The sequence below is a fragment of the Psychrobacillus glaciei genome (assembly GCF_008973485.1).
GTDB classification, from domain to species: Bacteria; Bacillota; Bacilli; order Bacillales_A; family Planococcaceae; genus Psychrobacillus; species Psychrobacillus glaciei.
On record NZ_CP031223.1, the window covers coordinates 99,821 to 125,351 of the forward strand.

Annotated in this window: 19 protein-coding genes, 11 tRNA genes and 3 rRNA genes; 26 read left to right on the forward strand and 7 right to left on the reverse strand. The window is 39.7% G+C overall.

The window, feature by feature from the left end; genetic code table 11:
• Positions 1–36 precede the first annotated feature (36 nt).
• From PB01_RS00480 to PB01_RS00560, 17 genes are all read left to right on the forward strand, one after another.
• Positions 37–112: transfer RNA gene (locus PB01_RS00480), tRNA-Val, on the forward strand.
• Between the two features lie 13 nt (positions 113–125).
• Positions 126–201, forward strand: a tRNA-Thr gene (locus PB01_RS00485).
• A gap of 6 nt (positions 202–207) precedes the next feature.
• A tRNA-Lys gene (locus PB01_RS00490) sits at positions 208–280 on the forward strand.
• A 24-nt stretch (positions 281–304) separates the two neighbouring features.
• Positions 305–389, forward strand: a tRNA-Leu gene (locus PB01_RS00495).
• 17 nt (positions 390–406) lie between these two features.
• Positions 407–481 (forward strand) — tRNA-Gly (locus PB01_RS00500).
• Between the two features lie 15 nt (positions 482–496).
• A tRNA-Leu gene (locus PB01_RS00505) sits at positions 497–585 on the forward strand.
• Positions 586–603: 18 nt separating this feature from the next.
• Positions 604–680 (forward strand) — tRNA-Arg (locus PB01_RS00510).
• A gap of 7 nt (positions 681–687) precedes the next feature.
• Positions 688–764 (forward strand) — tRNA-Pro (locus PB01_RS00515).
• 16 nt (positions 765–780) lie between these two features.
• Positions 781–856, forward strand: a tRNA-Ala gene (locus tag PB01_RS00520).
• Positions 857–994: 138 nt separating this feature from the next.
• Positions 995–2,548 (forward strand): 16S ribosomal RNA (locus PB01_RS00525).
• Between the two features lie 98 nt (positions 2,549–2,646).
• A tRNA-Ile gene (locus tag PB01_RS00530) sits at positions 2,647–2,723 on the forward strand.
• 17 nt (positions 2,724–2,740) lie between these two features.
• Positions 2,741–2,816, forward strand: a tRNA-Ala gene (locus tag PB01_RS00535).
• Positions 2,817–2,971: 155 nt separating this feature from the next.
• Positions 2,972–5,898, forward strand: a 23S ribosomal RNA gene (locus tag PB01_RS00540).
• A 186-nt stretch (positions 5,899–6,084) separates the two neighbouring features.
• Positions 6,085–6,200, forward strand: a 5S ribosomal RNA gene (gene rrf / locus PB01_RS00545).
• The 16S, 23S and 5S rRNA genes sit together here with 11 tRNA genes alongside, the layout of an rRNA operon.
• 419 nt (positions 6,201–6,619) lie before the next feature.
• Positions 6,620–7,297, forward strand: a complete 678-nt coding sequence (locus PB01_RS00550; protein WP_151698369.1) for a response regulator transcription factor — start codon at positions 6,620–6,622, stop codon at positions 7,295–7,297.
• Positions 7,294–8,673, forward strand: a complete 1,380-nt coding sequence (locus PB01_RS00555; RefSeq protein WP_151698370.1) for a sensor histidine kinase — start codon at positions 7,294–7,296, stop codon at positions 8,671–8,673. Before PB01_RS00550 ends, PB01_RS00555 begins: the two co-directional genes overlap by 4 nt.
• Positions 8,674–9,015: 342 nt before the next feature.
• On the forward strand, positions 9,016–9,915 hold the full coding sequence (locus PB01_RS00560) for a phosphotransferase enzyme family protein (RefSeq protein ID WP_151698371.1): 900 nt from the start codon (positions 9,016–9,018) through the stop codon (positions 9,913–9,915).
• 78 nt (positions 9,916–9,993) lie between these two features.
• Here PB01_RS00560 and PB01_RS00565 read toward each other — a convergent pair whose 3' ends face one another.
• Complete coding sequence (locus PB01_RS00565) at positions 9,994–10,902, reverse strand: EamA family transporter (RefSeq protein WP_151698372.1); 909 nt, start codon at positions 10,900–10,902, stop codon at positions 9,994–9,996.
• 12 nt (positions 10,903–10,914) lie between these two features.
• Positions 10,915–11,487: a GNAT family N-acetyltransferase gene (locus PB01_RS00570; RefSeq protein ID WP_151698373.1), complete on the reverse strand. Its 573-nt coding sequence runs from the start codon at positions 11,485–11,487 to the stop codon at positions 10,915–10,917.
• Between the two features lie 164 nt (positions 11,488–11,651).
• On the opposite strand from PB01_RS00570, the gene PB01_RS00575 reads away from it, so the two are divergent.
• The 7 genes from PB01_RS00575 to PB01_RS00605 all read left to right on the forward strand — a co-directional run bounded on the left by PB01_RS00575 (position 11,652) and on the right by PB01_RS00605 (position 16,188).
• Entirely contained in the window at positions 11,652–11,849 is a 198-nt protein-coding gene (locus PB01_RS00575; RefSeq protein ID WP_151698374.1) for a PLDc N-terminal domain-containing protein, read from the forward strand.
• Complete coding sequence (locus PB01_RS00580; protein WP_151698375.1) at positions 11,846–12,751, forward strand: ABC transporter ATP-binding protein; 906 nt, start codon at positions 11,846–11,848, stop codon at positions 12,749–12,751. The genes PB01_RS00575 and PB01_RS00580 overlap by 4 nt, the downstream gene beginning before the upstream one ends.
• Positions 12,744–13,526 carry an ABC transporter permease gene (locus PB01_RS00585; RefSeq protein WP_151698376.1) on the forward strand — a complete coding sequence of 261 codons (783 nt, stop codon included), beginning with the start codon at positions 12,744–12,746 and terminating at the stop codon, positions 13,524–13,526. The genes PB01_RS00580 and PB01_RS00585 overlap by 8 nt, the downstream gene beginning before the upstream one ends.
• A gap of 26 nt (positions 13,527–13,552) precedes the next feature.
• Positions 13,553–14,257, forward strand: a complete 705-nt coding sequence (locus PB01_RS00590; protein WP_151698377.1) for a CBS domain-containing protein — start codon at positions 13,553–13,555, stop codon at positions 14,255–14,257.
• Between the two features lie 89 nt (positions 14,258–14,346).
• A complete protein-coding gene (locus PB01_RS00595) occupies positions 14,347–14,628 on the forward strand; it encodes a hypothetical protein (protein WP_225986124.1) in 282 nt (93 codons plus the stop codon).
• Positions 14,629–14,756: 128 nt separating this feature from the next.
• Entirely contained in the window at positions 14,757–15,380 is a 624-nt protein-coding gene (locus tag PB01_RS00600) for an NAD(P)-dependent oxidoreductase (RefSeq protein WP_151698378.1), read from the forward strand.
• 10 nt (positions 15,381–15,390) lie between these two features.
• Positions 15,391–16,188, forward strand: coding sequence for a metallophosphoesterase (locus PB01_RS00605; RefSeq protein WP_151698379.1), 798 nt, complete (start codon positions 15,391–15,393; stop codon positions 16,186–16,188).
• A 38-nt stretch (positions 16,189–16,226) separates the two neighbouring features.
• On the opposite strand, the gene PB01_RS00610 is transcribed toward PB01_RS00605, so the two are convergent.
• From PB01_RS00610 to putP, 5 genes are all read right to left on the reverse strand, one after another.
• Positions 16,227–16,421: a CsbD family protein gene (locus tag PB01_RS00610; RefSeq protein ID WP_151698380.1), complete on the reverse strand. Its 195-nt coding sequence runs from the start codon at positions 16,419–16,421 to the stop codon at positions 16,227–16,229.
• A gap of 151 nt (positions 16,422–16,572) precedes the next feature.
• Entirely contained in the window at positions 16,573–17,172 is a 600-nt protein-coding gene (locus PB01_RS00615) for a response regulator transcription factor (protein ID WP_151698381.1), read from the reverse strand.
• A gap of 3 nt (positions 17,173–17,175) precedes the next feature.
• Positions 17,176–18,306, reverse strand: coding sequence for a sensor histidine kinase (locus tag PB01_RS00620; protein ID WP_151698382.1), 1,131 nt, complete (start codon positions 18,304–18,306; stop codon positions 17,176–17,178).
• Positions 18,307–18,396: 90 nt separating this feature from the next.
• On the reverse strand, positions 18,397–19,449 hold the full coding sequence (locus tag PB01_RS00625) for a Delta(5) desaturase DesA (RefSeq protein ID WP_151698383.1): 1,053 nt from the start codon (positions 19,447–19,449) through the stop codon (positions 18,397–18,399).
• A 159-nt stretch (positions 19,450–19,608) separates the two neighbouring features.
• The gene (gene putP, locus PB01_RS00630) at positions 19,609–21,093 is read right to left on the reverse strand and encodes a sodium/proline symporter PutP (RefSeq protein WP_151698384.1); all 1,485 of its coding nucleotides are present in this window, start codon (positions 21,091–21,093) and stop codon (positions 19,609–19,611) included.
• Positions 21,094–21,223: 130 nt separating this feature from the next.
• Here putP and PB01_RS00635 point away from each other — a divergent pair, with 130 nt between their 5' ends.
• Together PB01_RS00635 and PB01_RS00640 are read left to right on the forward strand one after the other, a co-directional pair.
• Positions 21,224–22,393, forward strand: coding sequence for an exonuclease SbcCD subunit D (locus PB01_RS00635; RefSeq protein WP_151698385.1), 1,170 nt, complete (start codon positions 21,224–21,226; stop codon positions 22,391–22,393).
• Positions 22,390–25,470: an AAA family ATPase gene (locus PB01_RS00640; protein ID WP_151698386.1), complete on the forward strand. Its 3,081-nt coding sequence runs from the start codon at positions 22,390–22,392 to the stop codon at positions 25,468–25,470. The genes PB01_RS00635 and PB01_RS00640 overlap by 4 nt, the downstream gene beginning before the upstream one ends.
• Positions 25,471–25,531: the final 61 nt, after the last annotated feature.

The window sequence follows — 25,531 nt, forward strand, 5'->3', positions numbered from 1 at the left end:
AAAGAAGTACAACTTATCAAGATTTTATATAACCCAGGAGGATTAGCTCAGCTGGGAGAGCATCTGCCTTACAAGCAGAGGGTCGGCGGTTCGAGCCCGTCATCCTCCACCATTTTTCTGGAATTGCCGGAGTAGCTCAACTGGTAGAGCAACTGACTTGTAATCAGTAGGTTGAGGGTTCAAGTCCTTTCTCCGGCACCACTTTCCGAGCCATTAGCTCAGTTGGTAGAGCATCTGACTTTTAATCAGAGGGTCGTAGGTTCGAATCCTACATGGCTCATCACTTTTTCAGTGAATTATGTATGCGGGTGTGGCGGAACTGGCAGACGCACTAGACTTAGGATCTAGCGCCGCAAGGCGTGGGGGTTCGACTCCCTTCACCCGCACCATTAAAATTAATAACCGAGCGGAAGTAGTTCAGTGGTAGAACACCACCTTGCCAAGGTGGGGGTCGCGAGTTCGAACCTCGTCTTCCGCTCCATAGATTCATTTAAGTGCCGGGGTGGCGGAACTGGCAGACGCACAGGACTTAAAATCCTGCGGTAGGTGACTACCGTACCGGTTCGATTCCGGTCCTCGGCACCACTTTTATGTAAGAAATATGCGCTCGTAGCTCAATTGGATAGAGCACTTGACTACGAATCAAGAGGTTGCAGGTTCAAGTCCTGCCGAGCGCACCATATATGACGGGAAGTAGCTCAGCTTGGTAGAGCACTTGGTTTGGGACCAAGGGGTCGCAGGTTCGAATCCTGTCTTCCCGACCAGTTATTAATTATATTCGGGGCCTTAGCTCAGCTGGGAGAGCGCCTGCCTTGCACGCAGGAGGTCAGCGGTTCGATCCCGCTAGGCTCCACCATGAACATTGAAAACTGAACATGCAAAACGTTAAGACATACAGCTTGAAAGACTAACTTTGGTTAGCTTGATAGCAAAACAATTTGGACATCATTTAATGATGATGCCAGCAAAACAAAATGAGCTTTTTAAGTTCTCTATTATGGAGAGTTTGATCCTGGCTCAGGACGAACGCTGGCGGCATGCCTAATACATGCAAGTCGAGCGAATGACGAAGAAGCTTGCTTCTTCTGATTTAGCGGCGGACGGGTGAGTAACACGTGGGCAACCTGCCCTGTAGATTGGGATAACTCCGGGAAACCGGGGCTAATACCGAATAATCCATTTCCTCACATGGGGAAATGTTAAAAGACGGTTTCGGCTGTCACTACAGGATGGGCCCGCGGCGCATTAGCTAGTTGGTGAGGTAACGGCTCACCAAGGCGACGATGCGTAGCCGACCTGAGAGGGTGATCGGCCACACTGGGACTGAGACACGGCCCAGACTCCTACGGGAGGCAGCAGTAGGGAATCTTCCACAATGGACGAAAGTCTGATGGAGCAATGCCGCGTGAGTGAAGAAGGTTTTCGGATCGTAAAACTCTGTTGTGAGGGAAGAACAAGTACGAGAGTAACTGCTCGTACCTTGACGGTACCTCATTAGAAAGCCACGGCTAACTACGTGCCAGCAGCCGCGGTAATACGTAGGTGGCAAGCGTTGTCCGGAATTATTGGGCGTAAAGCGCGCGCAGGCGGTCCTTTAAGTCTGATGTGAAATCCCACGGCTCAACCGTGGAAGGTCATTGGAAACTGGGGGACTTGAGTACAGAAGAGGAAAGCGGAATTCCAAGTGTAGCGGTGAAATGCGTAGAGATTTGGAGGAACACCAGTGGCGAAGGCGGCTTTCTGGTCTGTAACTGACGCTGAGGCGCGAAAGCGTGGGGAGCAAACAGGATTAGATACCCTGGTAGTCCACGCCGTAAACGATGAGTGCTAAGTGTTAGGGGGTTTCCGCCCCTTAGTGCTGCAGCTAACGCATTAAGCACTCCGCCTGGGGAGTACGGTCGCAAGACTGAAACTCAAAGGAATTGACGGGGGCCCGCACAAGCGGTGGAGCATGTGGTTTAATTCGAAGCAACGCGAAGAACCTTACCAGGTCTTGACATCCCGCTGACCGTTCTAGAGATAGATCTTTCCCTTCGGGGACAGCGGTGACAGGTGGTGCATGGTTGTCGTCAGCTCGTGTCGTGAGATGTTGGGTTAAGTCCCGCAACGAGCGCAACCCTTGATCTTAGTTGCCAGCATTCAGTTGGGCACTCTAAGGTGACTGCCGGTGATAAACCGGAGGAAGGTGGGGATGACGTCAAATCATCATGCCCCTTATGACCTGGGCTACACACGTGCTACAATGGACGGTACAGAGGGTCGCAACCCCGCGAGGGTGAGCTAATCCCATAAAACCGTTCTCAGTTCGGATTGTAGGCTGCAACTCGCCTACATGAAGCCGGAATCGCTAGTAATCGTGGATCAGCATGCCACGGTGAATACGTTCCCGGGCCTTGTACACACCGCCCGTCACACCACGAGAGTTTGTAACACCCGAAGTCGGTGGGGTAACCCTTACGGGAGCCAGCCGCCGAAGGTGGGACAGATGATTGGGGTGAAGTCGTAACAAGGTAGCCGTATCGGAAGGTGCGGCTGGATCACCTCCTTTCTAAGGATAATATCGGAATACAGATTTTTATCTGTATCTTAACGTTTTGCAGTTCAGTTTTGAATGTTCATGTATATTAATATATGAAAATTCAAAGAGGGCCTATAGCTCAGCTGGTTAGAGCGCACGCCTGATAAGCGTGAGGTCGATGGTTCGAGTCCATTTAGGCCCACCATACCTTTTTTGATTTTCGGGGCCTTAGCTCAGCTGGGAGAGCGCCTGCCTTGCACGCAGGAGGTCAGCGGTTCGATCCCGCTAGGCTCCACCAAATATTTATTTTAACTTGTTCTTTGAAAACTGGATAAAATGACATTGAAAGAAACAAATTCAAGAAATTCAATTTGTAATCACTTTTGTGATTATATTTTGCGTAGTATTTTTAACTACTATAGGAAGTCTGTGTTTTCACGGAGGACCAAATTAGGTTAAGTTAATAAGGGCGCGCGGTGAATGCCTTGGCACTAGGAGCCGAAGAAGGACGGCACTAACACCGATATGCTTCGGGGAGCTGTAAGTGAGCTTTGATCCGGAGATTTCCGAATGGGGAAACCCACTGTTCGTAATGGAGCAGTACATTTACGTGAATACATAGCGTATCTGTGGCACACCCAGGGAACTGAAACATCTAAGTACCTGGAGGAAGAGAAAGAAAAATCGATTCCCTGAGTAGCGGCGAGCGAAACGGGAATAGCCCAAACCAAGAGGCTTGCCTCTTGGGGTTGTAGGACACTCTACATAGAGTTACAAAGGAATGAGTTAGACGAAGCGATCTGGAAAGGTCCGCAGGATAGGGTAAAAGCCCCGTAGTCAAAAGTTCATTCTCTCTTGAGTGTATCCTGAGTACGGCGGAACACGTGAAATTCCGTCGGAATCTGGGAGGACCATCTCCCAAGGCTAAATACTACCTAGTGACCGATAGTGAACCAGTACCGTGAGGGAAAGGTGAAAAGCACCCCGGAAGGGGAGTGAAATAGATCCTGAAACCGCGTGCCTACAAGTAGTCAGAGCCCGTTAATGGGTGATGGCGTGCCTTTTGTAGAATGAACCGGCGAGTTACGATTACATGCAAGGTTAAGTTGAGAAGACGGAGCCGCAGCGAAAGCGAGTCTGAATAGGGCGAATGAGTATGTGGTCGTAGACCCGAAACCAGGTGATCTACCCATGTCCAGGATGAAGGTAAGGTAACACTTACTGGAGGTCCGAACCCACGCACGTTGAAAAGTGCGGGGATGAGGTGTGGGTAGCGGAGAAATTCCAATCGAACCTGGAGATAGCTGGTTCTCTCCGAAATAGCTTTAGGGCTAGCCTCAAACGTTAGAATCTTGGAGGTAGAGCACTGTTTGGACTAGGGGCCCATCCCGGGTTACCGAATTCAGACAAACTCCGAATGCCAATGATTTATGTTTGGGAGTCAGACTGCGAGTGATAAGATCCGTAGTCAAGAGGGAAACAGCCCAGACCACCAGCTAAGGTCCCAAAGTATTTGTTAAGTGGAAAAGGATGTGGCGTTGCTTAGACAACCAGGATGTTGGCTTAGAAGCAGCCATCATTTAAAGAGTGCGTAATAGCTCACTGGTCGAGTGACGCTGCGCCGAAAATGTATCGGGGCTAAACAAATCACCGAAGCTGTGGATTGATACCTATGGTATCAGTGGTAGGAGAGCGTTCTAAGGGCGTTGAAGTCAGACCGGAAGGACTGGTGGAGCGCTTAGAAGTGAGAATGCCGGTATGAGTAGCGAAAGATGGGTGAGAATCCCATCCACCGTATGACTAAGGTTTCCTGAGGAAGGCTCGTCCGCTCAGGGTTAGTCGGGACCTAAGTCGAGGCCGATAGGCGTAGACGATGGACAACAGGTTGATATTCCTGTACCACCAAACCACCGTTTGAGCAATGGGGGACGCAGAAGGATAGGGTAAGCATGCTGTTGGTTATGCATGTCCAAGCAGTGAGGTGTGAGTGTAGGCAAATCCGCACTCTGTAACATTGAGCTGTGATGGCGAGGACTTAGTCCGAAGTTCCTGATTTCACACTGCCAAGAAAAGCCTCTAGCGAGGTGATAGGTGCCCGTACCGCAAACCGACACAGGTAGTCGAGGAGAGAATCCTAAGGTGAGCGAGAGAACTCTCGTTAAGGAACTCGGCAAAATGACCCCGTAACTTCGGGAGAAGGGGTGCTCTTTTGGGTGTATAGCCTAGAAGAGCCGCAGTGAATAGGCCCAGGCGACTGTTTAGCAAAAACACAGGTCTCTGCAAAACCGTAAGGTGAAGTATAGGGGCTGACGCCTGCCCGGTGCTGGAAGGTTAAGAGGAGTGCTTAGCGCAAGCGAAGGTGCGAATTGAAGCCCCAGTAAACGGCGGCCGTAACTATAACGGTCCTAAGGTAGCGAAATTCCTTGTCGGGTAAGTTCCGACCCGCACGAAAGGCGTAACGATCTGGGCACTGTCTCAACGAGAGACTCGGTGAAATTATAGTACCTGTGAAGATGCAGGTTACCCGCGACAGGACGGAAAGACCCCGTGGAGCTTTACTATAGCTTGATATTGAATTTTGGTGCAACTTGTACAGGATAGGCAGGAGCCTTAGAGCCCGGAGCGCCAGCTTCGGAGGAGGCGTCGGTGGGATACTGCCCTGGTTGTATTGAAATTCTAACCCATACCCGTAACCCGGGTAGGAGACAGTGTCAGGCGGGTAGTTTGACTGGGGCGGTCGCCTCCTAAAGTGTAACGGAGGCGCCCAAAGGTTCCCTCAGAATGGTTGGAAATCATTCGAAGAGTGTAAAGGCAGAAGGGAGCTTGACTGCGAGACCTACAAGTCGAGCAGGGTCGAAAGACGGGCTTAGTGATCCGGTGGTTCCGCATGGAAGGGCCATCGCTCAACGGATAAAAGCTACCCCGGGGATAACAGGCTTATCTCCCCCAAGAGTCCACATCGACGGGGAGGTTTGGCACCTCGATGTCGGCTCATCGCATCCTGGGGCTGTAGTCGGTCCCAAGGGTTGGGCTGTTCGCCCATTAAAGCGGTACGCGAGCTGGGTTCAGAACGTCGTGAGACAGTTCGGTCCCTATCCGTCGTGGGCGTAGGAAATTTGAGAGGAGCTGTCCTTAGTACGAGAGGACCGGGATGGACACACCGCTGGTGTACCAGTTGTTCTGCCAAGAGCATCGCTGGGTAGCTATGTGTGGACGGGATAAGTGCTGAAAGCATCTAAGCACGAAGCCCCCCTCAAGATGAGATTTCCCATTACGCAAGTAAGTAAGATCCCTCAAAGACGATGAGGTAGATAGGTTCGGGGTGGAAGCGTGGCGACATGTGCAGCTGACGAATACTAATCGATCGAGGACTTAACCAAATAGAATTTATATATTTCAATGTCTTTTATCCAGTTTTGAGTGAACAAGCACTCAAATTAGAGGGTTTCAAGACGCAAACAGTGCTAGGAAACGATTGAGAGAAAGAAGGAGCGTACTTAAGTACGTGACTGATTGATCGAATGAAGTTGACAACGCAATGCGCAGTGTATTGAAAGCCGAACTAGTCTAGTGATGATGGCGAAGAGGTCACACCCGTTCCCATACCGAACACGGAAGTTAAGCTCTTCAGCGCCGATGGTAGTTGGGGGTTTCCCCCTGCAAGAGTAGGACGTCGCTGGGCACTATAAAAAATCGTTACCGAGTAATCGGTAACGATTTTTTTGATGCGTAAATTTAAAGGATACTTATTTTTAGCACGATTCAATATAATATAGCAACTAACTTTGGACTTTTCTTTGTATTCGAGCTGTTTTATAGATTGAATGAACTGTGTCACATAGATCCAACTCTTTATTATGAGATTTGGTCTCGAAGCGTCATTTTCTAACTCTGGGTTGCTTTATTAAAAAATAGCCACTCTTACATATAGATAACTTACTGATATGAGGTTTGGTACCGAGGTAGAACAGAATTAGTCTAAGTTGTAGCCATATTAATCACATTCTCTTTTAAATGAATGATGATAGCTGATTATACTTGCTGAATTGTATAGAAACATCCACAATATGAATTATCAATGCAAAAAAAAGGAGGGTAACTGTGGTTGTAATATTAGCAGTAGATGATGATGTACATACATTAGATTTAATATCTATTTACTTATCGCAGACAGGGTATCAAGTAATAAAAGCAACGAATGGAAAAGAAGGCTTATCCTTTATTGAAAAAGATATACCTGATTTAGCAATAGTCGATGTAATGATGCCAGAGATGGATGGCTTAACATTAACCAAACTTATCCGCCAGCATTATGACTTTCCTGTATTATTATTAACTGCGAAAGGACAATTAGAAGATAAAGAAAAAGGCTATTTAGCGGGGTCTGACGATTATTTAGTGAAACCATTTGAGCCAAAAGAATTGTTATTTCGTATTCGAGCAATACTTAGAAGATATGACAAAACAAGTGATGCCAACATTCAAGTGGGAAACATGTTAATTAATCGAAAGAGTTTTGATGTACAAATTGGGGAGAAACTATTAGTTCTGCCTTTAAAAGAATTTGAGTTACTTTCGAAACTAGCATCCAAGCCAAATCAAGTATTTACCCGGGAACAATTAATAGAGGCAGTTTGGGGAATTGATTTTGAAGGAGATGAGCAAACATTAAGTGTGCATATTAAACGAATAAGGGAACGATTATTGAAAATAAAAGCCGATGTACAAATTCTAACCGTTCGCGGAATCGGATATAAATTAGAAGGAACCCGTGTATGAAAACTTTATATAGCAAATTCTTATGGATGACTCTACTCATTATGTTCACCAGTGGGACAATTGGATTTATGATTGTAAATACGTTTTATCATCAAAATTTAAAGGAAACAAATGATGCAAAAAATGTATTAGTTGCGGAATCAATTGTACAACTCGTTGAATCATCTCATTTAAAGAACTTAGAGCCACTTCTACAAATGATTGGCGACACAGGGTATCAAATATATATTGTAAGTGAAGAGGGCAGGGAGAGCTCTTTTGGTGGTGATTTTCGAGTTAAAACTATTAGTGATTCTGTAGTAGACAGAGTTTTGAAGGGGGAAACGTATCACGGGATGCGTGAGTTTCCGAAAGAAACGTTTATAACGGGATATTTTTCAAATGAGTTAACGAATACGGTGGGTGTGCCATTCACATTTGATCATAAAAAGTATGCGCTTTTTCAAAGACCTAATATTAAGTTTCTATTTAATGAAATCCATTTACTATTAGGAGGTCTTGCTGGAGCAATGATTGTTATTAGTGTGATCGCAATGTTAATCGTGGCGAAGAAAATGATTGACCCATTAACCAAATTAACAATTGCGACAAATAAAATTGCAAATGAAGACTTCCAAGTACCGATACCAGTTTATCAGCGAGATGAAATTGGCCAATTAGCAGATAGCTTCCGAAATATGGCTAAGCAATTAGAAGCTAGTGATCGCTATAAAAAAGAATTTATCTCCAGAGTGTCGCATGACTTTCAAACACCTTTGTTAAATATACAGGGCTATGCTACTTTACTTGAAAACCGGGAGTTAAATAAAGAAGAACATATGAAATACACAAAGATCATCCAAAAAGAAGCGAAGCGTTTATCCAGTGTCATGAAGCAATTATTAGTACTTACTTCCTTTGATCAAGCTAATAATCGCACCAAAAAAGAGATTTACTACCTAGACGAACAGTTAAAACAAGTTATGCAGAAGTTTAGATGGTTAGTGGATGAAAAAGATATTTCGATCCAGTTGCAACTAAAAAAGGTAGAAGTACTCGGAGATAGAGAGATGTTAGAGTACGTTTGGGAAAATCTCCTTTCTAATGCTATCAAATACAATTATTCCCCTGGTGAAATACAAGTTTCACTGACAGAAACGGAGGAGTATGTGCTTGTTACGATACAAGACACTGGAATTGGAAACTCTAATACAGATTATGGGCAATGGACAGAACGTTTTTATCGAGAGGATACTGCACGTTCCACAAAAATTGAGGGAAGTGGACTCGGCCTTGCGATTGTAAAAGAAGTGGTTCAATCACATAATGGCATACTCTCATTTGAAAGTGTAGAACCCCATGGAACAAAAGTTACTATCCAACTAAATAAGCTGTAATTAACGTTCATTTTTAACTCGTATAGTTTCCCTTATTAGGAAAAACAATAGGGGAACAAAATAAAGAACAAGCCTACATGGACGGTCTTTAACTAATTGGCTAATTATTTTAGGATTAACTTCGATCGTTACTTGCGTTATTAAAAATTACAAGCAAAAAATAGCTCGAATTTACAAGCAACAACAATGGAGTTTACGATTTATGCGAGTTGAAAAAGAGTAGAATTAAAAATGCTGAGGGCATGTACTAAATGTCCTCAGTTTTAATTTTATTGAAAATCTTTGTGATAAAGTAAATCTATAGATAGTTTCAATTTGAAAGTTGAGTGAGGGTGAAACAGAATGGAAGAAAATCGTATCCGGTTGGACGGAGGATTTCATAATGATATATTTCATCTTGAGGAAGAGGGAAGAGTAGTTAGAATTTCTGATAAGAAGAAGACAAAGGAAATGATTTTGCAGGAAATCGAATGGATGAATTTTTTACATGAAAAAGGGGTTGCTGTTCCGAAGCCGGAAATAATATTAGGGTATGAAGATGGTCGAATAAGTACGTATTTTGAATTTATTCAGGGTGATGGAATAGATGTTACTAACATACTTCATTGGAATGCAAAAACATTTGAGCAGTGGGGAAGGATATTAGGGAGGATGCATGCGCTATCCAAACAATATAAGGTTGATGAAATAAATCGGCCAGCATGGACAGTAAAAAACCCAGATGTATTTGGTATAAGTAGCAGCTTACTCCCGTGGGTAAGGTTGAATTACGATAGATTGATGCAGAGCCTATGTACATACAAAATTACGCCAGATACATTTGGTTTGATTCATAATGATTTTCATCAAGGCAACCTAATCATTGCAAACGAAGGCACCCTAAATACGATTGACTTCGATGAATGTTCTTATAATTGGTATGCCCAAGATATCGCGGTATCTTTCTATCATGCATTCTGGCAACATGATTCATACAATGCTGATATAGATAGTTTCACTCACACCTTTATGAATCATTTTTTTGCTGGTTATCAAATAGAAAATTTACTACATGAGGATATAATTAAACAAATTCCAATTTTCCTCAAATTGAGAGAGATTTTTTTGTATCAATTATTTCTGCGCAAGTGGGATATGAACAATTTAGAAGAATGGCAAAGTTATACATTGCGAGACCTAGAGGAAAAAATTCAGAACAGAAGGCCATACGCAGAAATTACGGATTTTTCAATTTATGTATAAACGTATTCAAAAGAAGTGAAAATCTTTAAGCAAAAAGACAAGAAGAGTCTAATTTTGACCATTCTTGTCTTTTTTAGTTTATTTACCTAGGGTTGCTTGTTGTTTTTTACTTTTTGAAATACTAGCAAGTGTGGGTACAAACATACCCAGTAAAATGACGACTATACCAACAATTTGTAACCCGGAAAGTGCCTCACTTAACACGATAACCGAAACAACAACAGCTACAGGTAATTCCATTGCACTTAAAATAGATGACATAGCGCCTCCCACTTTTGGTACGGCAATGACGAAAAAGTAAATGGGAACGATAATGCCTAGTAAACCAAGAGCTAATCCATAAAAGAAAAGTGGTTCCATAAACAATTTTCCATTCCATACAATTTCAGGTGTTTGGAAGATAGCAATCATTATCGCAGCGATAAAAGAAACAAATAGTAGACGAGTCGTCGTATTCATTCCTTCCACTTGCTTCGTATTGACATTCATATTAAAAGAGAATGAAACCGCAGCAGCAAACCCATATACCCAGCCTCTCCAGTCAATACCGCTCAAATCGACATCAAGCACGCCAGCAGCTAAAATGGTTCCGATAAATAAAATAATGAGTGAAATAACTTCTGGTCTTTTTGGCAACCGTTTTCTTAAAATGCAATCGATTAGCGTACCAACCCATGTAAATTGAAATAACATAACAACTGCTAGAGAAGCTGGTAAGTAGATAAGTGCTTGTCCATATACTATTCCTGTCGTAGCAGTAAAAATACCAGCTAATAAAATAATTTTAAATCCACCGTGTAAACGGGGAAGCTTTCGCTGTGTTAACAAATAGATAACTAATGCTAAAAGAAAACCCATAATATATTGACTCGCAATTGCTTCTGAGGCTGTATAGCCATCTCTAATTGCAAGTTTCACCATCGTCGATAAAGTCCCATAACAGCTGGCTGCAAAAACAACCATAAGGGGATAAATCCATAATTTCATAAAAATTCTCCTTTAATCGGCGTCAACCGTCTTCACCATATGATGAAAGGTCTGACCAATAATTGTCCAAGGACATACAGTAACAAATCCTAGCCGATTATACAAGCGAATTGCAGAATCTTTTTCCGTTTCAACATTTAAAGAAAGGTTTCCGCCACCAAAGTTTTGAACAAGCTGTTCTGCATATGTTAAAAGCTTCGTGCCAATACCGTGTCCGCGATATGTAGGATCTACTACTACCGTATCTATATACCATTCTCCAGGTAATGTTTCAGGATCTATTTTGATGGGAACTCCTTTTTTATTCGAAAGATATTCCTCTAAATTTGCATCTAGTGTAACCACTTGCTCTGCAGAATAAAACACAAGCACTCCTGCAACTTTCCCTTCCATTTCTGCTATATACGAATGTAGATAGGAATGCCGATTGTCTGTCCGAGTAAATAATTGCACGAACTCTTTCGTTATTTCTACTTCTTCTGTTTCGCCTGTCATTTGCATTGAGATGTCTCCAATTGCTTCCATAATAAGTGGAATAGCCTCGGGTGCATCTTCTTTACATGCATTTCTAATTAATATGTCCATTTATATTCACCTTCCAACGTTCTATTATAACATATAGTGTAAATACTATTTATATTGCCTATAAAAGCTCCTTAAATTCCCTCTTATAAATTATTTTATATTTTCGAACTCTTTCTGTTCTATATGTAGTAGAATAGTGATAACTAAACAAAGGGGGAATTACAATGAATTTTGAATCGATACCATGGATGCTTATATTACCACTTGCAATTATTGAACTTGTCATAATGATTGTTGCTATTGTCGACCTAATCCGTGTAAAGAGTACGAATGGACCCAAGTGGATGTGGGCGATTATTATTATTTTGACAAATATAATTGGGTCAATTATCTACTTCATCTTTGGGAGAAGAAATGAATGAAAACATTACTTCATATGCAAGGACTAACAAAAGAGTATGGAAATGAAAAAGCAGTTGATAACATAACTTTCTCGTTAAATAAAAACACGTCAACCGCATTAATCGGTCCAAATGGAGCAGGGAAAACAACTACTTTGTCTATGCTTGCTGGATTGCTAAAGCAAACGAATGGATCAATCGTAATGGACGGTGAAATTACAGGGGATATCCGAAGAGAAATCGGATTTTTACCACAATATCCTCAATTTTATTCATGGTTAACGGCACTTGAATTTACAGAGATGGCTGCCAAGTTGAGTGGAGTAGATACTAAAATTGCGAAACTAGAGGCGGAAAAGACGCTTGAATTTGTAGGTCTTGGGGATGCAAAAAATAAAAAGACAGGTACATTTTCCGGGGGAATGAAACAACGATTAGGTTTAGCGCAAGCAATCGTTCATAAGCCCTCATTACTTCTATTGGATGAACCAGTGTCTGCTTTAGATCCAATTGGAAGACGCGAAATTATGAATTTGCTAAAAGAATTGCAGGCAACGACGACTATTTTGTATTCGACCCATATTTTAAATGACGCAGAAGAAATGACCGATCAATTATTATTTTTACGAAAAGGAAAGTTAGTCGAACAAGGTTCAATGCGAGAAGTACGCGAAAAATATGCCAATCCTTTGTACAAAATTCTCTTCTTGGATAGTGAAGAAGCGGCGCAATTTGTAAAAACTGCCCCATGGGAAACTTGGCAGGAAGGAGCAGTTGCATTTATTCCTATTGAAAATGCAAAACCTCCGATGAATGAAATATTGTATATGCTTGCAGACAGTAGTTTAATTTTATCGAAGGTGGAGCGCGCTACGGCTAGTCTAGAAGAAATATTTTTACAGGTGGTGGATAAGGATGAGTAATTTTTCTGTTTTATTCCAAAAAGAATGGCGAGAAAATGTACGGAATTTTAAAGTCCTTTGGATACCATTAGTGTTTATCCTATTTGGAATATCGGAGCCTTTGACGAACTATTATTTACCTCAAATTTTAAGTACAGTAGGTAATATGCCGGAAGGAACGGTTTTTCAGTTCCCTGAATTAACCCCAGAGCAAGTTGTTATGTCAACGATTAGCCAATACCAATTTATCGGAATGCTTGTCGTAACGCTTGGTTTTGCAGGGATAATTGCAAGGGAACGAAAAAATGGAACAGCTACGCTGCTATACGTGCGGCCAATAACGTATTCCAGTTATGTGTATAGCAAGTTAGTTATTATGTGCATACTTATTATAGGTAGCGTGGTACTTGGTTTGTTAGCAAATTTATATTATACGTATGTCCTTTTTGGAAGAGTTGATGCAGTAGCGTTTATCGAATTTCTTGCAACATATATTGTTTGGCTGTTATTTGTTATTAGTGTTGTGATCTTCACTAGTTCAGCTTTTTCGACGGGTATCGCATCCGCCGTTTCTTTGACCCTTGTTATAGTTGTTCAAATTATTTATGGATTTCTTGGAACGTATTGGACAATTTCTCCGTGGAAACTCCCGATGTATGCGGGCGATCTATTAATGGGTAATGTTGATAAGACACCTTTTGTTTGGAGTTTGCTCATTACGCTATTAGCAATAGCTATATTTATAACAGGTTCAGTTTATTTCACCAAAAAGAATGTTTCGAAGGCGAAGATTTAATAAGTATTTAATCGAGGTGAGAAGAGATGACTGTTCGCAATTCAGATCGATTTATCACGGCATATAATCGGATAGACCAATTGATGAAGGAAATTATAGGTACTCAGGATCATCTTGCCTTTTTTCGTGTAATTGACTTGGCTAAAAAGAAAAATGCGACTATTAGAAGATACGAGGCAGATCTGCGCGAATACGGGGACCTTAGAAATGCAATTATTCATCATCGCACCTCGACAGAGTATGCTATCGCAGAGCCACATGAAGATGTTGTATTGAAAATGGAAGAGATGGAAGTTGCTCTAACGAAACCTATTACTGTTGGGAATATGTTTCAGACGAAGGTGACAACTTTTCAAAGAACGGACTTTTTGAGTTATGCATTGAAAGTGATTAAGGACAAAAAGTATAATCAGTTTCCTGTGTATAATGGTACTGAATTTAAAGGGCTTATAACACCTGTTGGAATTACAATGTGGTTGGCGAGTACTGTAGATTCTGCATCTTTTTCTAGAAAAAAGACTACTTTAGGTGAAATTTTGACACATGAAAATGATAGAGAAAATCATCAATTTATAGAGAAAAATGCATCTGTATATGAAGCTTTGGAAATCTTCAAAGCCGCTATTACAAGGGGCAGACGTCTGGAAGCTCTTCTGATAACCGAAGATGGCAAGCCTAATACAAAGCTTATAGGCATTGTTACACCTATGAGCATGATGAAGATAAAATAATAGTATAAACTGTTCGTAGTAAGGACTATTCTCATCAGTTTTCAAGTAAAATGAAGAAGACACATTTTGCGGGAAAAGGTCGACTTATTATGGAATCAAATGAAACGTTACAAACGGAAGAAACTCAAAATAACGTTGTTCATAAAACGGCAAGTGAAATGTCAGTGGGTGAGTGGCTCATCACGATGCTTATTATGATTATACCTATTGTAAACATCGTAATGCTTTTTGTTTGGGGATTTGGAAATGCAGATTCACGCCGTAATTATGCACGAGCATCACTTATTTGGATGGCTATATGTATACTCTTGGGCATTCTTTTTTATGGTGCTATGTTTGCGATATTCTTTAACTTCATGAGGATAAATTAAAAGTTATTTTCCGGGAAATAACAATTATCGACATTTTAAAGCATTTCTGTAGTTATAAACAGGAATGCTTTTTATTTATCCGGAAGATACAATATTTTGGTACACTTATGTAAAAGGGGCCGTTTCATATGAAAATTGCATTATTTGGAGCGACAGGTCGTGTAGGAAAAGAGATACTTTCATTATTACTCAAAAATAATGATGAAATAACAGCTCTCGTGAGAACTCCAGAAAAGCTGCAAAATCATCCTAATTTAACTTTTTTACAAGGGGATGCAAGAGTATTTGCGGATGTAGAAAAAACACTAGCAGGCGCAGATGCAGTCATAAGTGCTCTTGGGACCGATCAATCGACTGTATTAACAGAGTCGGTTGAGCATATTATTTCTATTATGGAGAAACAAAAAATCAAACGGGTCGTCACTATTGGGACGGCTGGTATTTTAACGAGCCAATTAAATCCAACTCTCCTTCGATATGAATCATCAGAATCAAAACGTAAATCACAAGTTGCGGCGAAAGAACATCATAAAGTATATGAGATGTTAAAAGGATCAGGATTAGACTGGACAATAGTTTGTCCAACTTACTTGCCCACTGGTGCTGTAACAAAAGCGTATATCATCGAACGAAATCAGTTGCCACTCGGTGCAGTAAAAAGTACAACAGGAGATACTGCATTATTTGCGTTTAACGAACTTTTGGAGAATAAACATATTGGTTATCGAGTCGGAATTATGAGTCCCAATTAGGAGAAAGCGAATGAAGAAATGGTTAGTAGTACTAGTAGTGATAGCGACAATATTATATAGCGGAAATAAAACCATTAAAACAACAGAGATTACAGTGGAATCAAAGAAAATCCCCAAAAGTTTTAATGGATTAAGGATTGTGCAAATATCCGATTTACACGATGCCACTTTTGGCGAAAATCAATCAAAACTTGTAAAAAAGGTGCAGCATGCCAATCCAGATTTTATATTTATAACGGGAGATCTCATTGATAGTAATAGATATGATTTAGGTAATAGTCTGGACGTAGTGGAACAGATTATATCCATCGCGCCTATTTATTATGTGACAGGTAATCATGAAATTGCTACGAATGATGTGGATCATATTAAATCAATGCTATTGGATTTAGGAGTGCACGTATTATCTAATAACGAGCAGATAATAGAAAAAAGTGGCGAGCACATACGGATAATCGGAATAGAGGATCCATTAAGCGGCGTAACTGTCACAGATGCACTAAGTAAGTTTAAAAAAACAGAAGATTTCACTTTAGTACTTTCTCATCGACCTGAAACCTTTCAAGATTATGTGGACAATCAATTAGATGTTGTTTTTTCAGGGCATGCGCATGGTGGTCAGTTTCGTATCCCAGGTTTGGGCGGGTTAGTGGCACCAGGGCAAGGGCTATTTCCCAAGTATACGGCAGGTTTGTATGAAGAGAAGGATACGAAAATGATTGTAAGTAGAGGACTTGGAAATAGTGTAATTCCTTTAAGAGTGTTCAATACACCAGAGTTAGTAGTTATCACCCTTCACGCCAAATAAAAAAGCTCTCCGCAACTTTAAATTGCAGAGAGCATATCTTATCGTTCTTCTTTATGGTCACCGTCGAAACGGTCTCTTGTTTCTCCAATGGTTTGTTGTGCTTCCCCTTTTAATTTATCGAGTTTACCTTTCGCTTGTAACTTCGTATCGCCGGTTGCATTACCAATTTGATCTTTTGTTTCCCCTTTTGCTTTGTTTACTGTTCCTTTAATTTTGTCAGACAATCCGCTCATTTAAATTCCTCCTCTAAAATATTGTTCTAGTATTTGTTTACCCGTTTGAGGAGTTTATGAAACTTGGACAATGTTAATTTCCTTGTCAGCATCTAAAGATTAGGGAAAATAAAAAAACTGCTTAAAGTTTTGCTTTAAGCAGAATGGCAACTTATTTAAACCAACCTTTTTCTCTAAACCGAGCAATAGCCTCGATTCGGTTGCCAACGTCTAATTTATCTAGTATGACAGAAATGTAGTTTCGAACAGTTCCGGTTGTTATGTAGAGCTCGCTCGCAATTTCCTTTGTGTTTTTTCCATCTGCAATCAATTCAAGTACTTGGCTCTCTCGATCGGTTAAAGGATTATCACCTTCGTACGCAATATCAACTAGTTCGGGAGCGTAAATACGTCGACCATCCATAATAATACGAATCGAATTAGCTAGTTCTTCACTTGGACTGTCCTTTAGTAAGTACCCACTGACACCAGCTTTTCGAGCACGTTCAAAATAGCCAGACCGAGCAAAAGTCGTTAAAATAATAACTTTGCATGCTTCATTTTTTAATTCATCTGCAGCATCCAGCCCACTTTTAACAGGCATTTCAATGTCCATAATACAAATATCAGGTTGCAACTGATGGATTAACTGAAGAGCTTCTTCTCCGTTATTCGCTTTCCCGACAACCTCCATATCCTCTTCTAAATCTAATAGAGAACCAAGGGCACCAAGCACCATTCTTTGATCTTCTGCAATCACAATTCGAATCATTTCTTAATCCTCCTGTCTAGTTTGTTGTATTACATTAGGCACGCGTATATTAAGAGTCGTTCCATTTTTCGAATGAATGTCTAAGCTACCATTGACGAATTCTAATCGTTCTTTTATTCCTCGAAGACCGTGGCCTCTAGACCAGTCTTTATTTACATCTAAGCCAATACCATTATCATGTACTTTAAGCAAAGTTTCCTTCGCAGACTGTTTGATCGAGATTGAACAAGAAGTAGCTTTACTATGTTTTACAACGTTTGTCACGGCTTCTTTTAAGCACATACTTAGTACGTTTTCTACTAGAAGAGGGGTTTTAACTAGTTTAGGTGTTCCGCTCATTTTATACGTAATTTGAGCAGCAAGGAGTATTTGTTTCACACGAAATAGTTCATCTTCTAGCTTCGTACCTCGCATATTAGTAACAAGTTCTCGTACTTCTTTTAAGACGGAACGAGCAGTTTGATTTATATCATTAATTTCATTTTTGGCAGCTTGTGTATTTATGTCAATCAGTCTACTAGCTAAATCACTTTTTAATCCAATAAGTGAAAGTTTCTGTCCAAGAGTATCATGTAAATCACGTGCAATACGTTCTCTTTCCTCTATGATGATATATTGGGAAATTCGCTTTTGCGCATCCTCTAACTGTCCTTCTAATACTTCGCGTTTGTTCCGGTTGTAAGTGTTGAATGGCAATAAAATTACGCCGATTAAACAAACGATGAGGTAAGGTAAATGGGAAAGGAAAAGGTCCGTTTGTGTAAAAAAACCAATGATAACTGCAGCAATCATTGCTAGTAAATGTATACTATAAATAACGAAAAAGCTTACCCGGTGCTGAATGTTTCCAATAAAAAAAGATAAAAAAATGGAAAAATAAATATATCCATATAAAAAAGTCATGGTCACGCTAATGGAGATTTCTACAAAAACGAATATATAAAGAAGTAATCCACTGGAAGTATAAGAAAAACGATAAACGACAAAAAATAATAGCAATAATACTAAACCAAAGATAATTTCAAATAGGCTGGAGGATTTAAAAATAAAAAAGAAAGGGAAAATACAGAAAATAATCCACGCATAAAAACTTAACCACGGATACTTAGGGAAAATTTGATACCACTTTGTCAATTGCTACACCTCTATTTTAATCGCACTCTTTTCATCCTATTATATAGGAAAAACCATTCCTGTCTAAATAGGAATGGTTTTTCGTGAAGTTTATTTTCCTTCAAGACTTGTACTTTTAGCATTTAGTTTTACTGCATCTTTAGAATTTTTTAGTAGATGCTTAATTTCTTTAAAGGTTACAAAGCTTTTGTTTTTATCGTCAAATAAGCGGAAATGAATAGACTTTAAGCTAGTACGAAGATTAATCGTCGTTGCTTGTTGTAAAGGCGGTGTTGATTCATGCGCTCTTTCCAAATTGTAGTTTGGAACCCTTGGGCTTAAATGATGCACATGGTGAAAACCAATGTTCCCTGTTAACCATTGTAAAACTAATGGTAACTTGTAATAGGAACTTCCTTCGACCGCTGCTTTTACATAATCCCATTCAGACTCATCTTCAAAATAAGAATCTTCAAATTGATGTTGCACATAGAATAACCAAATACCAAATGAACCAGCAACGAAAAGAATCGTACCTTGAATGATTAAAAATGCTTGCCATCCAATTAACCAAATCATAAGTGAATAAAGAACAACGATGGAAACATTTATTAAATAAGTGTTGTTGCGTTCTTTAGATCGAGCATCCTTACGATTAACTCGATTAGCTACTAAATACAATAACGCTGGTCCTAAACCAAACATGACGATTGGGTTACGATACAAACGATAAGAAAGTCGTTTAATCGGGGATGCTTGTACATATTCTTCCACGGTCATCATCCAGATATCACCGACACCGCGTTTATCTAAGTTTCCACTGGAAGCATGGTGGATATTATGTTCACGTTTCCATTTTTCATAAGCAAACAATGTAATGATCCCTGTAATGGTACCTGTAATACTATTTGCTTTCTTATTTTTAAAGAAAGATCCATGTGTACAATCATGAAAAATGATGAAAACTCGAACGACAAATCCTGCAGCGATAATAGATAAACCGATTGTCAACCAAATCGAAACATCCAGACTTAAGTATGCTAAGAACCAAAGAATAAAAAATGGTGGTATCGTATTTATAATTTGAAATATACTCTTTTTCAACTCGGAATTTTCAAATGGCTTTATTTTTTTTCGTAGTTCAAGCGTTTTTTCTCTGCTCATGCTGTTATTCCTCCTAAAAAGAACTATTACCATAACTATAAAGAGAAGTTGGTTTTAGGAGTAGGCATAAACGTCAAGTCATAAACATGACAAGTGTCATATAGGACGTTTAGTATGTAAAAAAAGCTGACCATAATATTGGCCAGCCCCTACTATTTATTAGCGATCACGCTTTAACAAACGCAATGTTTCATCAAATTCTCTTTCGATTTCAGCGTTTGGTTTGTATGTCATTAAACTAACAACAATAGTAACGATTAAACAAAGAATGAAACCAGGTACGATTTCGTATAAATTACTTGAAAGGTATTCAATTGAACCCCAGATAACAACAGTTATAGCTCCGACAATCATTCCAGATAAAGCACCAGCTGAAGTGATTTTTCTCCAGTAAAGTGAAAGCAATATAACAGGACCAAATGAAGCACCAAAACCTGCCCATGCGAAAGATACTAGCTTCAGGATTGTTTTATGTTCTCCCCAAGCTAGAATTGCAGCAATTATAGCTACGAGAAGTACAGCAATACGTCCATAGTTTACATATGTTTTATCAGATGCATCTGTTTTAATAATTGCTTTGTATAAATCTTCTATTAATGCGGAAGATGTCACAATTAGTTGAGAAGAAATGGTACTCATAATGGCTGCTAAAACCGCTGCAAGTACAAGTCCTGCGAGAAACGGATGGAAAATAATTTGTCCAAGAGCGATAAATACCGCTTCAGGGCTTGTTAGAGTGGCACCAGGATTTTGCGCAAAGTAAGCAACCCCTACTAACGCAGTGGCGGTTGCCCCAACTAAACTTATAATCATCCAACCAATCCCGATTCGGCGAGCTTGTTTCGTTTCTTTTACAGAACTTATTGCCATAAAGCGAACGATAATATGAGGCTGACCAAAGTATCCAAGACCCCAAGCAACTGTGGAAATTATTCCTAGGAAAGTGGTGCCTGCGAAAAGACTTAGATGTTTTGGGTCTACGGCTTTAATAGTTTCTACCGTTTCTCCCAATCCACCTGTCAAAAATATTCCGAAAATAGGCACACATATTAATGCAAGGAACATTAAAAGACCTTGAAGGAAATCGGTATAACTTACTGCCAAAAATCCCCCGAAAAGCGTGTACGCCACAACTACTGCGGATACAACTAAAAGTCCTGTATGATAGTCAAGCCCAAAAGAGCTTTCAAAAAATACTCCTCCAGCTACCATCCCTGAAGATACGTAAAACGTGAAAAATAATAAAATGATTAGACCGGATGCAATACGTAATAAACGTGATGATTGTTTTAAACGACTTTCTAAATAACTTGGGATTGTAATAGAATCATTGGATACTTGTGTATACACACGTAGTCTTGGTGCAACGAATAACCAGTTTAAATATGCGCCAATGGTAAGACCAATTGCGATCCAAGCTTGTCCCATCCCTGAAAAATAAATCGCTCCAGGTAACCCCATTAATAACCAACCAGACATATCGGCAGCACCCGCACTTAATGCGGTAACAGCTGGACCTAGTGAACGTCCACCTAACATGTAATCAGTTAAATTTGCGGTTTTTTTATAAGAAAACCAACCGATAACAAGCATTGCGGCCATATAAATAATTATGGCAGTAAGTTGATAAGATTCTGTTGACATAATCCTCCTCCTCCTAAAATTATCATAACATGTAAAACAAATATATTCATTTAAATATATTTACAATTGTTTTTCATCTGTCAAATAATGATAAAATAGTCTTAAAGAGATTACGAAAGGGGCTTTTTCATTGAAATTTTTTCATACCGCAGATTGGCATTTAGGAAAACTTGTGCAAGGCGTCTACATGACGGAAGAACAGAGATTTGTTTTAAATCAATTTCTAGAAGCAATCGATACCGAAAAGCCGGATGCAATTATCATTTCCGGAGATTTGTATGATCGTGCTGTTCCTCCAACAGAAGCTGTCAATTTATTAGATGAGCTGCTCGCTGAAATTGTCTTAAAACGACATACACCTGTATTAAGTATTGCAGGAAATCACGATAGCCCGGGCCGTCTAAACTTTGGAAGTATGCTAATGAAAGAAACAGGCCTACATATAGTAGGTCAATTAACTAAAGAGTTAAAACCAGTTATATTACAGGATGAATTTGGAGAAGTACATTTTCATTTAATTCCTTACGCAGATCCATCCCAAGTACGCCACCTGTTTGATGATGAAACAGTAACTAGTCACCAAGAAGCAATGAGAAAAATTGTAGAGGAAATCGAAAAGGAGCTAGATTCCACGAAAAGGCATGTGTTTGTTGGGCATGCATTTGTCACTCCGCGTGGTGAGCAGGAGGATAACACGAGTGAATCGGAGCGACCACTTGCTATTGGTGGAGCCGAATATGTAGATGCTGCACTGTTCAAACGTTTTCACTACACGGCCCTTGGACATCTTCATCAAGCACATTATGTATTGAATGAAACGATTCAATATGCAGGATCTCCATTGAAATATTCCATTTCTGAAGAACATCATAAAAAAGGATTTTATATTGTTCAATTAGATCAGGGGGGCAATATCACACTTGAAAAAAGATTACTTAAACCTAACCGTGATATGCGAACAATAGAAGGGTATATGCAAGATATTTTACAAAATACCACCATAAGCGAAGATTTTGTATTTGTTAAGCTACTTGATGAAACACCCATCTTATCTCCTATGGAACAAATTCGGACGGTGTACCCCAATGCCATGCACGTAGAACGGAAGGTATTTCAGCCTATTACATTATCTAGGGAAAAGGGACAAATAGGTCGCAGCAAAACAGATGATTTTACATTGTTTCAAGCATTTTATACAGAGATAAGCGGAAAAGCGCCATCGGAAGAGACGGAAAAGCTATTTAAAGAAGTGCTTCAAAGTCTAATGATGGAAGAACGCGAAGGAGGGATCAAAGCATGAAACCACTTCAACTAAAAATGACTGCATTTGGTCCTTACAAGTCTACTGAAACAATTGATTTTACCGAGCTACAGAACAATCGTCTCTTCGTTATTTCAGGTGCAACTGGTGCAGGAAAAACGACTATATTTGATGGGATCTGCTTTGCATTATATGGATATGGGAGCGGAGAAGATCGTCAAGATACGAAAATGATGCGGAGTGATTTTGCTACAGATGACACTCATACTTCTGTAGAGATGACATTTGAAATACATCAACGGACATATCGGATTTTAAGACAACTTCCACATGTGAAAAAAGGAAATAAAAGCGCAACTGGAGAAAGATACGAATTTTTTGAAATGGTTGAATCAGGCGAAACACCAGTTGTTGAAAGACAAATCGTATCTGAAATAAACAAAAAAGTAGAAGAAATTATTGGGCTAACGCAAGGTCAGTTTAGCCAAATAGTTATGCTTCCACAAGGTGAATTTCGAAAACTACTAACTTCCCAAACGGAAAATAAAGAAGCTATATTGCGCAAAATTTTTAAAACAGAACCGTATAAAATGATTAGCGAGAGATTGAAAGATAAAAAGCTCCTTGCAGAAGCTGATTTGAAAAAAGAAGAATTAGCTCGAAATAGTTATACAGAGCAGATACTTGCCTCATTACCAATGCGAGAGTCTAGTGTATTTGAATTGATTGAGTCCAGCAGTTTTAATACGTATCAGCTAGTAGAAGCTTTGAAAGAAGAAACTATATTTTACAAAGAGAAGATTCAAATAGATGAACTTGCCTACAAAGAAGCTTCTGAAAAACATGCAATGAAACAAACAGCTTATCATGAAGCAAAAGCTGTAAATGATAGATTTATAGAGCTTGAAGTAAAAGAACAGAGCCTCAAAGTCTTACAAGAGCAATCGGAGGACTATGCTAGGAAGCAAAGTCAGTTAGAAGCTGCTGATCGGGCAAGTTCCATTGAAACGGTAGAAGGTTATTATGCAGAATCGAAGCAAGAAGCTGACGATAAATCTGCGATGCTTAAAATGGCGAAAACAAACGTAATAGCAGCGGAAGAAGCAGTTAAACAAGTAGAGGTTATTTATTTAATTGAAGCAAATAAAAAAGAAGCTCGGGAAAAAAGTGTTGAGGCTCTTATTCAGTTGAACATACAAATCCCTTTATTTGAAGAGCTCGAAACAAGAAGAACTGAAATGCTTGATTTAGAAAAGCAGAACGAATACCTAAACAATCAAGTATTAGTAAAAACGAATCTATTCTTAGATGAAAAAAAAGTAAACTACTCATTAAAAGAAGCAATAGAAAAGCTGGAAGAACACGTAGAGCCATTAGATAACCAAGTACAACAACTTGCTTTTTTGCAAACGAAACATAGTTTCATGCAAGAATTTATGTTAGCTGAAATGCAGTTACACGCCCTGGAAATAACGGAAGCGAAACAAAAGAATCTTTTTCAAGAGATGAAAGATGCTTATCAAGAAGTAGAAAGTAAATATATGAATAACCAAGCGAGCCTCCTTGCATCTAAACTTGTTGCTGGAGAGGCGTGCCCGGTATGCGGAAGCATGGAACATAGAGGGGCGGGTATGGAAGTACAAGCCTATAACGTAAATGAAGAAGAATTGCATAAGTTAAAAAGTCAGCTAAGTAAGCAAGAGTCAAGTTTCTTAAAAGCTTGTTCTCAAAAAGAAACAGCGCAAGAAATGATTGAGAAGATGTCTGTCCGATTCGAGGAATTACAATTATCTGTTCAAGAAAGCGAACAGTTGAAAAAGGACGTTGAAAAACTTGAAATAGAAGTGGAGAAACTTCGTTTAGAAAAAGGCAAGCTAGTCACCTTACGAGAAGCGTATAAGACAAGTTTCCAAAAAGCAGAAAAGTTTGAGCAAGATAAAACGGAAGTAGAGCATTCCCATCAACTGCAAAATAGCTTGTTAAAGCAAGCAAAAGCGGTATATGAATCTAAAAAAGCGTCGTTTCCAGCCCATATTTCCACACTACAAGAACTAAATGATCGTATAAGAGAGGCAACAAAGTATAAGGAACAATTAGAAAAGGCTTGGGATCATGTACAAAAAGAACAACAATCAGCGACACAAGTTTTTACAAAAGCACAATTTGCACTAGAGCATACGACAGATGCTGCTCACGAGGCATTGGAAAAAAGAGATAGAGCACATGTCCAATTTCAAGAAGCGTTGAAAAAAGCGGGCTTCGATACAATGGAGTTGTATATGGCAGCAAAAATGTCTGAGCATAATCGAGAAATTTTAAAAGATCAGTGCAACCAATACAAACAAACACTTCATACACTTAAAGAGCAAGTAAAAGAAGTGCGGGAGCAACTTGCAACTAAAATGAAAGTGGAATTAGCTCCTTTAGCAGAAGAACTCGTTCAACTAAAGGTTGCTTATGAAGAAGCATTCCGCATGATGAATAGCTCCAAGGAATATGAAAAAACAGGGATGGACCTAGAAGATAAGATTACAACGATAAGTGAACGAATTTCCATGTTGGAGCAGCATTTAAGTCGAATTATTGATTTATATGACGTGCTCAGAGGACAAAACACTTCTAAAATATCGTTTGAACGTTATGTACAAATCGAATATTTAGAGCAAATTGTACAAGCTGCTAATGAACGGCTTAAGCATTTATCGGGTGGTCAGTATAATCTAATAAGAAGCGAACGGCAAGAAACGCATGGAAAACAAAGTGGGCTTGGTTTAGATGTATATGACGCATACACAGGACAAATGAGAGATGTGAAAACACTCTCTGGTGGCGAAAAGTTCAATGCCTCACTATGTCTTGCACTTGGAATGGCGGATGTCATTCAGAGCTTCCAAGGTAGCATTCGAATTGACACCATGTTTATAGACGAAGGCTTCGGCTCCCTTGATGAAGAATCTTTAAATAAAGCAATTGATACTTTAATTGATTTACAAAAGTCAGGTCGGATGATTGGTGTCATATCTCATGTTGCGGAGTTGAAAGCTGCAATACCGGCAATATTGGAAGTAGAGAAACTAAAAGAAGGTTATAGTAAGACGAAATTTGTTATTAAGTAACGAGAAGCGCCACAATCCGTTGAAGGTTGTGGCATTTTTGTTTGAAGGTGTATGACTTATT

Excerpts from the sequence above, each read along its gene's own strand:
- PB01_RS00595 (WP_225986124.1), top strand. The coding sequence starts at position 14,347 with ATGGAATCAAATGAAACGTTACAAACGGAAGAAACTCAAAATAACGTT.
- PB01_RS00555 (WP_151698370.1), top strand. The coding sequence starts at position 7,294 with ATGAAAACTTTATATAGCAAATTCTTATGGATGACTCTACTCATTATG.
- PB01_RS00605 (WP_151698379.1), top strand. The coding sequence starts at position 15,391 with ATGAAGAAATGGTTAGTAGTACTAGTAGTGATAGCGACAATATTATAT.
- PB01_RS00640 (WP_151698386.1), top strand. The coding sequence starts at position 22,390 with ATGAAACCACTTCAACTAAAAATGACTGCATTTGGTCCTTACAAGTCT.
- PB01_RS00590 (WP_151698377.1), top strand. The coding sequence starts at position 13,553 with ATGACTGTTCGCAATTCAGATCGATTTATCACGGCATATAATCGGATA.
- PB01_RS00570 (WP_151698373.1), bottom strand. The coding sequence starts at position 11,487 with ATGGACATATTAATTAGAAATGCATGTAAAGAAGATGCACCCGAGGCT.
- putP (WP_151698384.1), bottom strand. The coding sequence starts at position 21,093 with ATGTCAACAGAATCTTATCAACTTACTGCCATAATTATTTATATGGCC.
- PB01_RS00615 (WP_151698381.1), bottom strand. The coding sequence starts at position 17,172 with ATGATTCGAATTGTGATTGCAGAAGATCAAAGAATGGTGCTTGGTGCC.
- PB01_RS00565 (WP_151698372.1), bottom strand. The coding sequence starts at position 10,902 with ATGAAATTATGGATTTATCCCCTTATGGTTGTTTTTGCAGCCAGCTGT.
- PB01_RS00560 (WP_151698371.1), top strand. The coding sequence starts at position 9,016 with ATGGAAGAAAATCGTATCCGGTTGGACGGAGGATTTCATAATGATATA.
- PB01_RS00580 (WP_151698375.1), top strand. The coding sequence starts at position 11,846 with ATGAAAACATTACTTCATATGCAAGGACTAACAAAAGAGTATGGAAAT.
- PB01_RS00585 (WP_151698376.1), top strand. The coding sequence starts at position 12,744 with ATGAGTAATTTTTCTGTTTTATTCCAAAAAGAATGGCGAGAAAATGTA.
- PB01_RS00575 (WP_151698374.1), top strand. The coding sequence starts at position 11,652 with ATGAATTTTGAATCGATACCATGGATGCTTATATTACCACTTGCAATT.
- PB01_RS00625 (WP_151698383.1), bottom strand. The coding sequence starts at position 19,449 with ATGAGCAGAGAAAAAACGCTTGAACTACGAAAAAAAATAAAGCCATTT.
- PB01_RS00600 (WP_151698378.1), top strand. The coding sequence starts at position 14,757 with ATGAAAATTGCATTATTTGGAGCGACAGGTCGTGTAGGAAAAGAGATA.
- PB01_RS00610 (WP_151698380.1), bottom strand. The coding sequence starts at position 16,421 with ATGAGCGGATTGTCTGACAAAATTAAAGGAACAGTAAACAAAGCAAAA.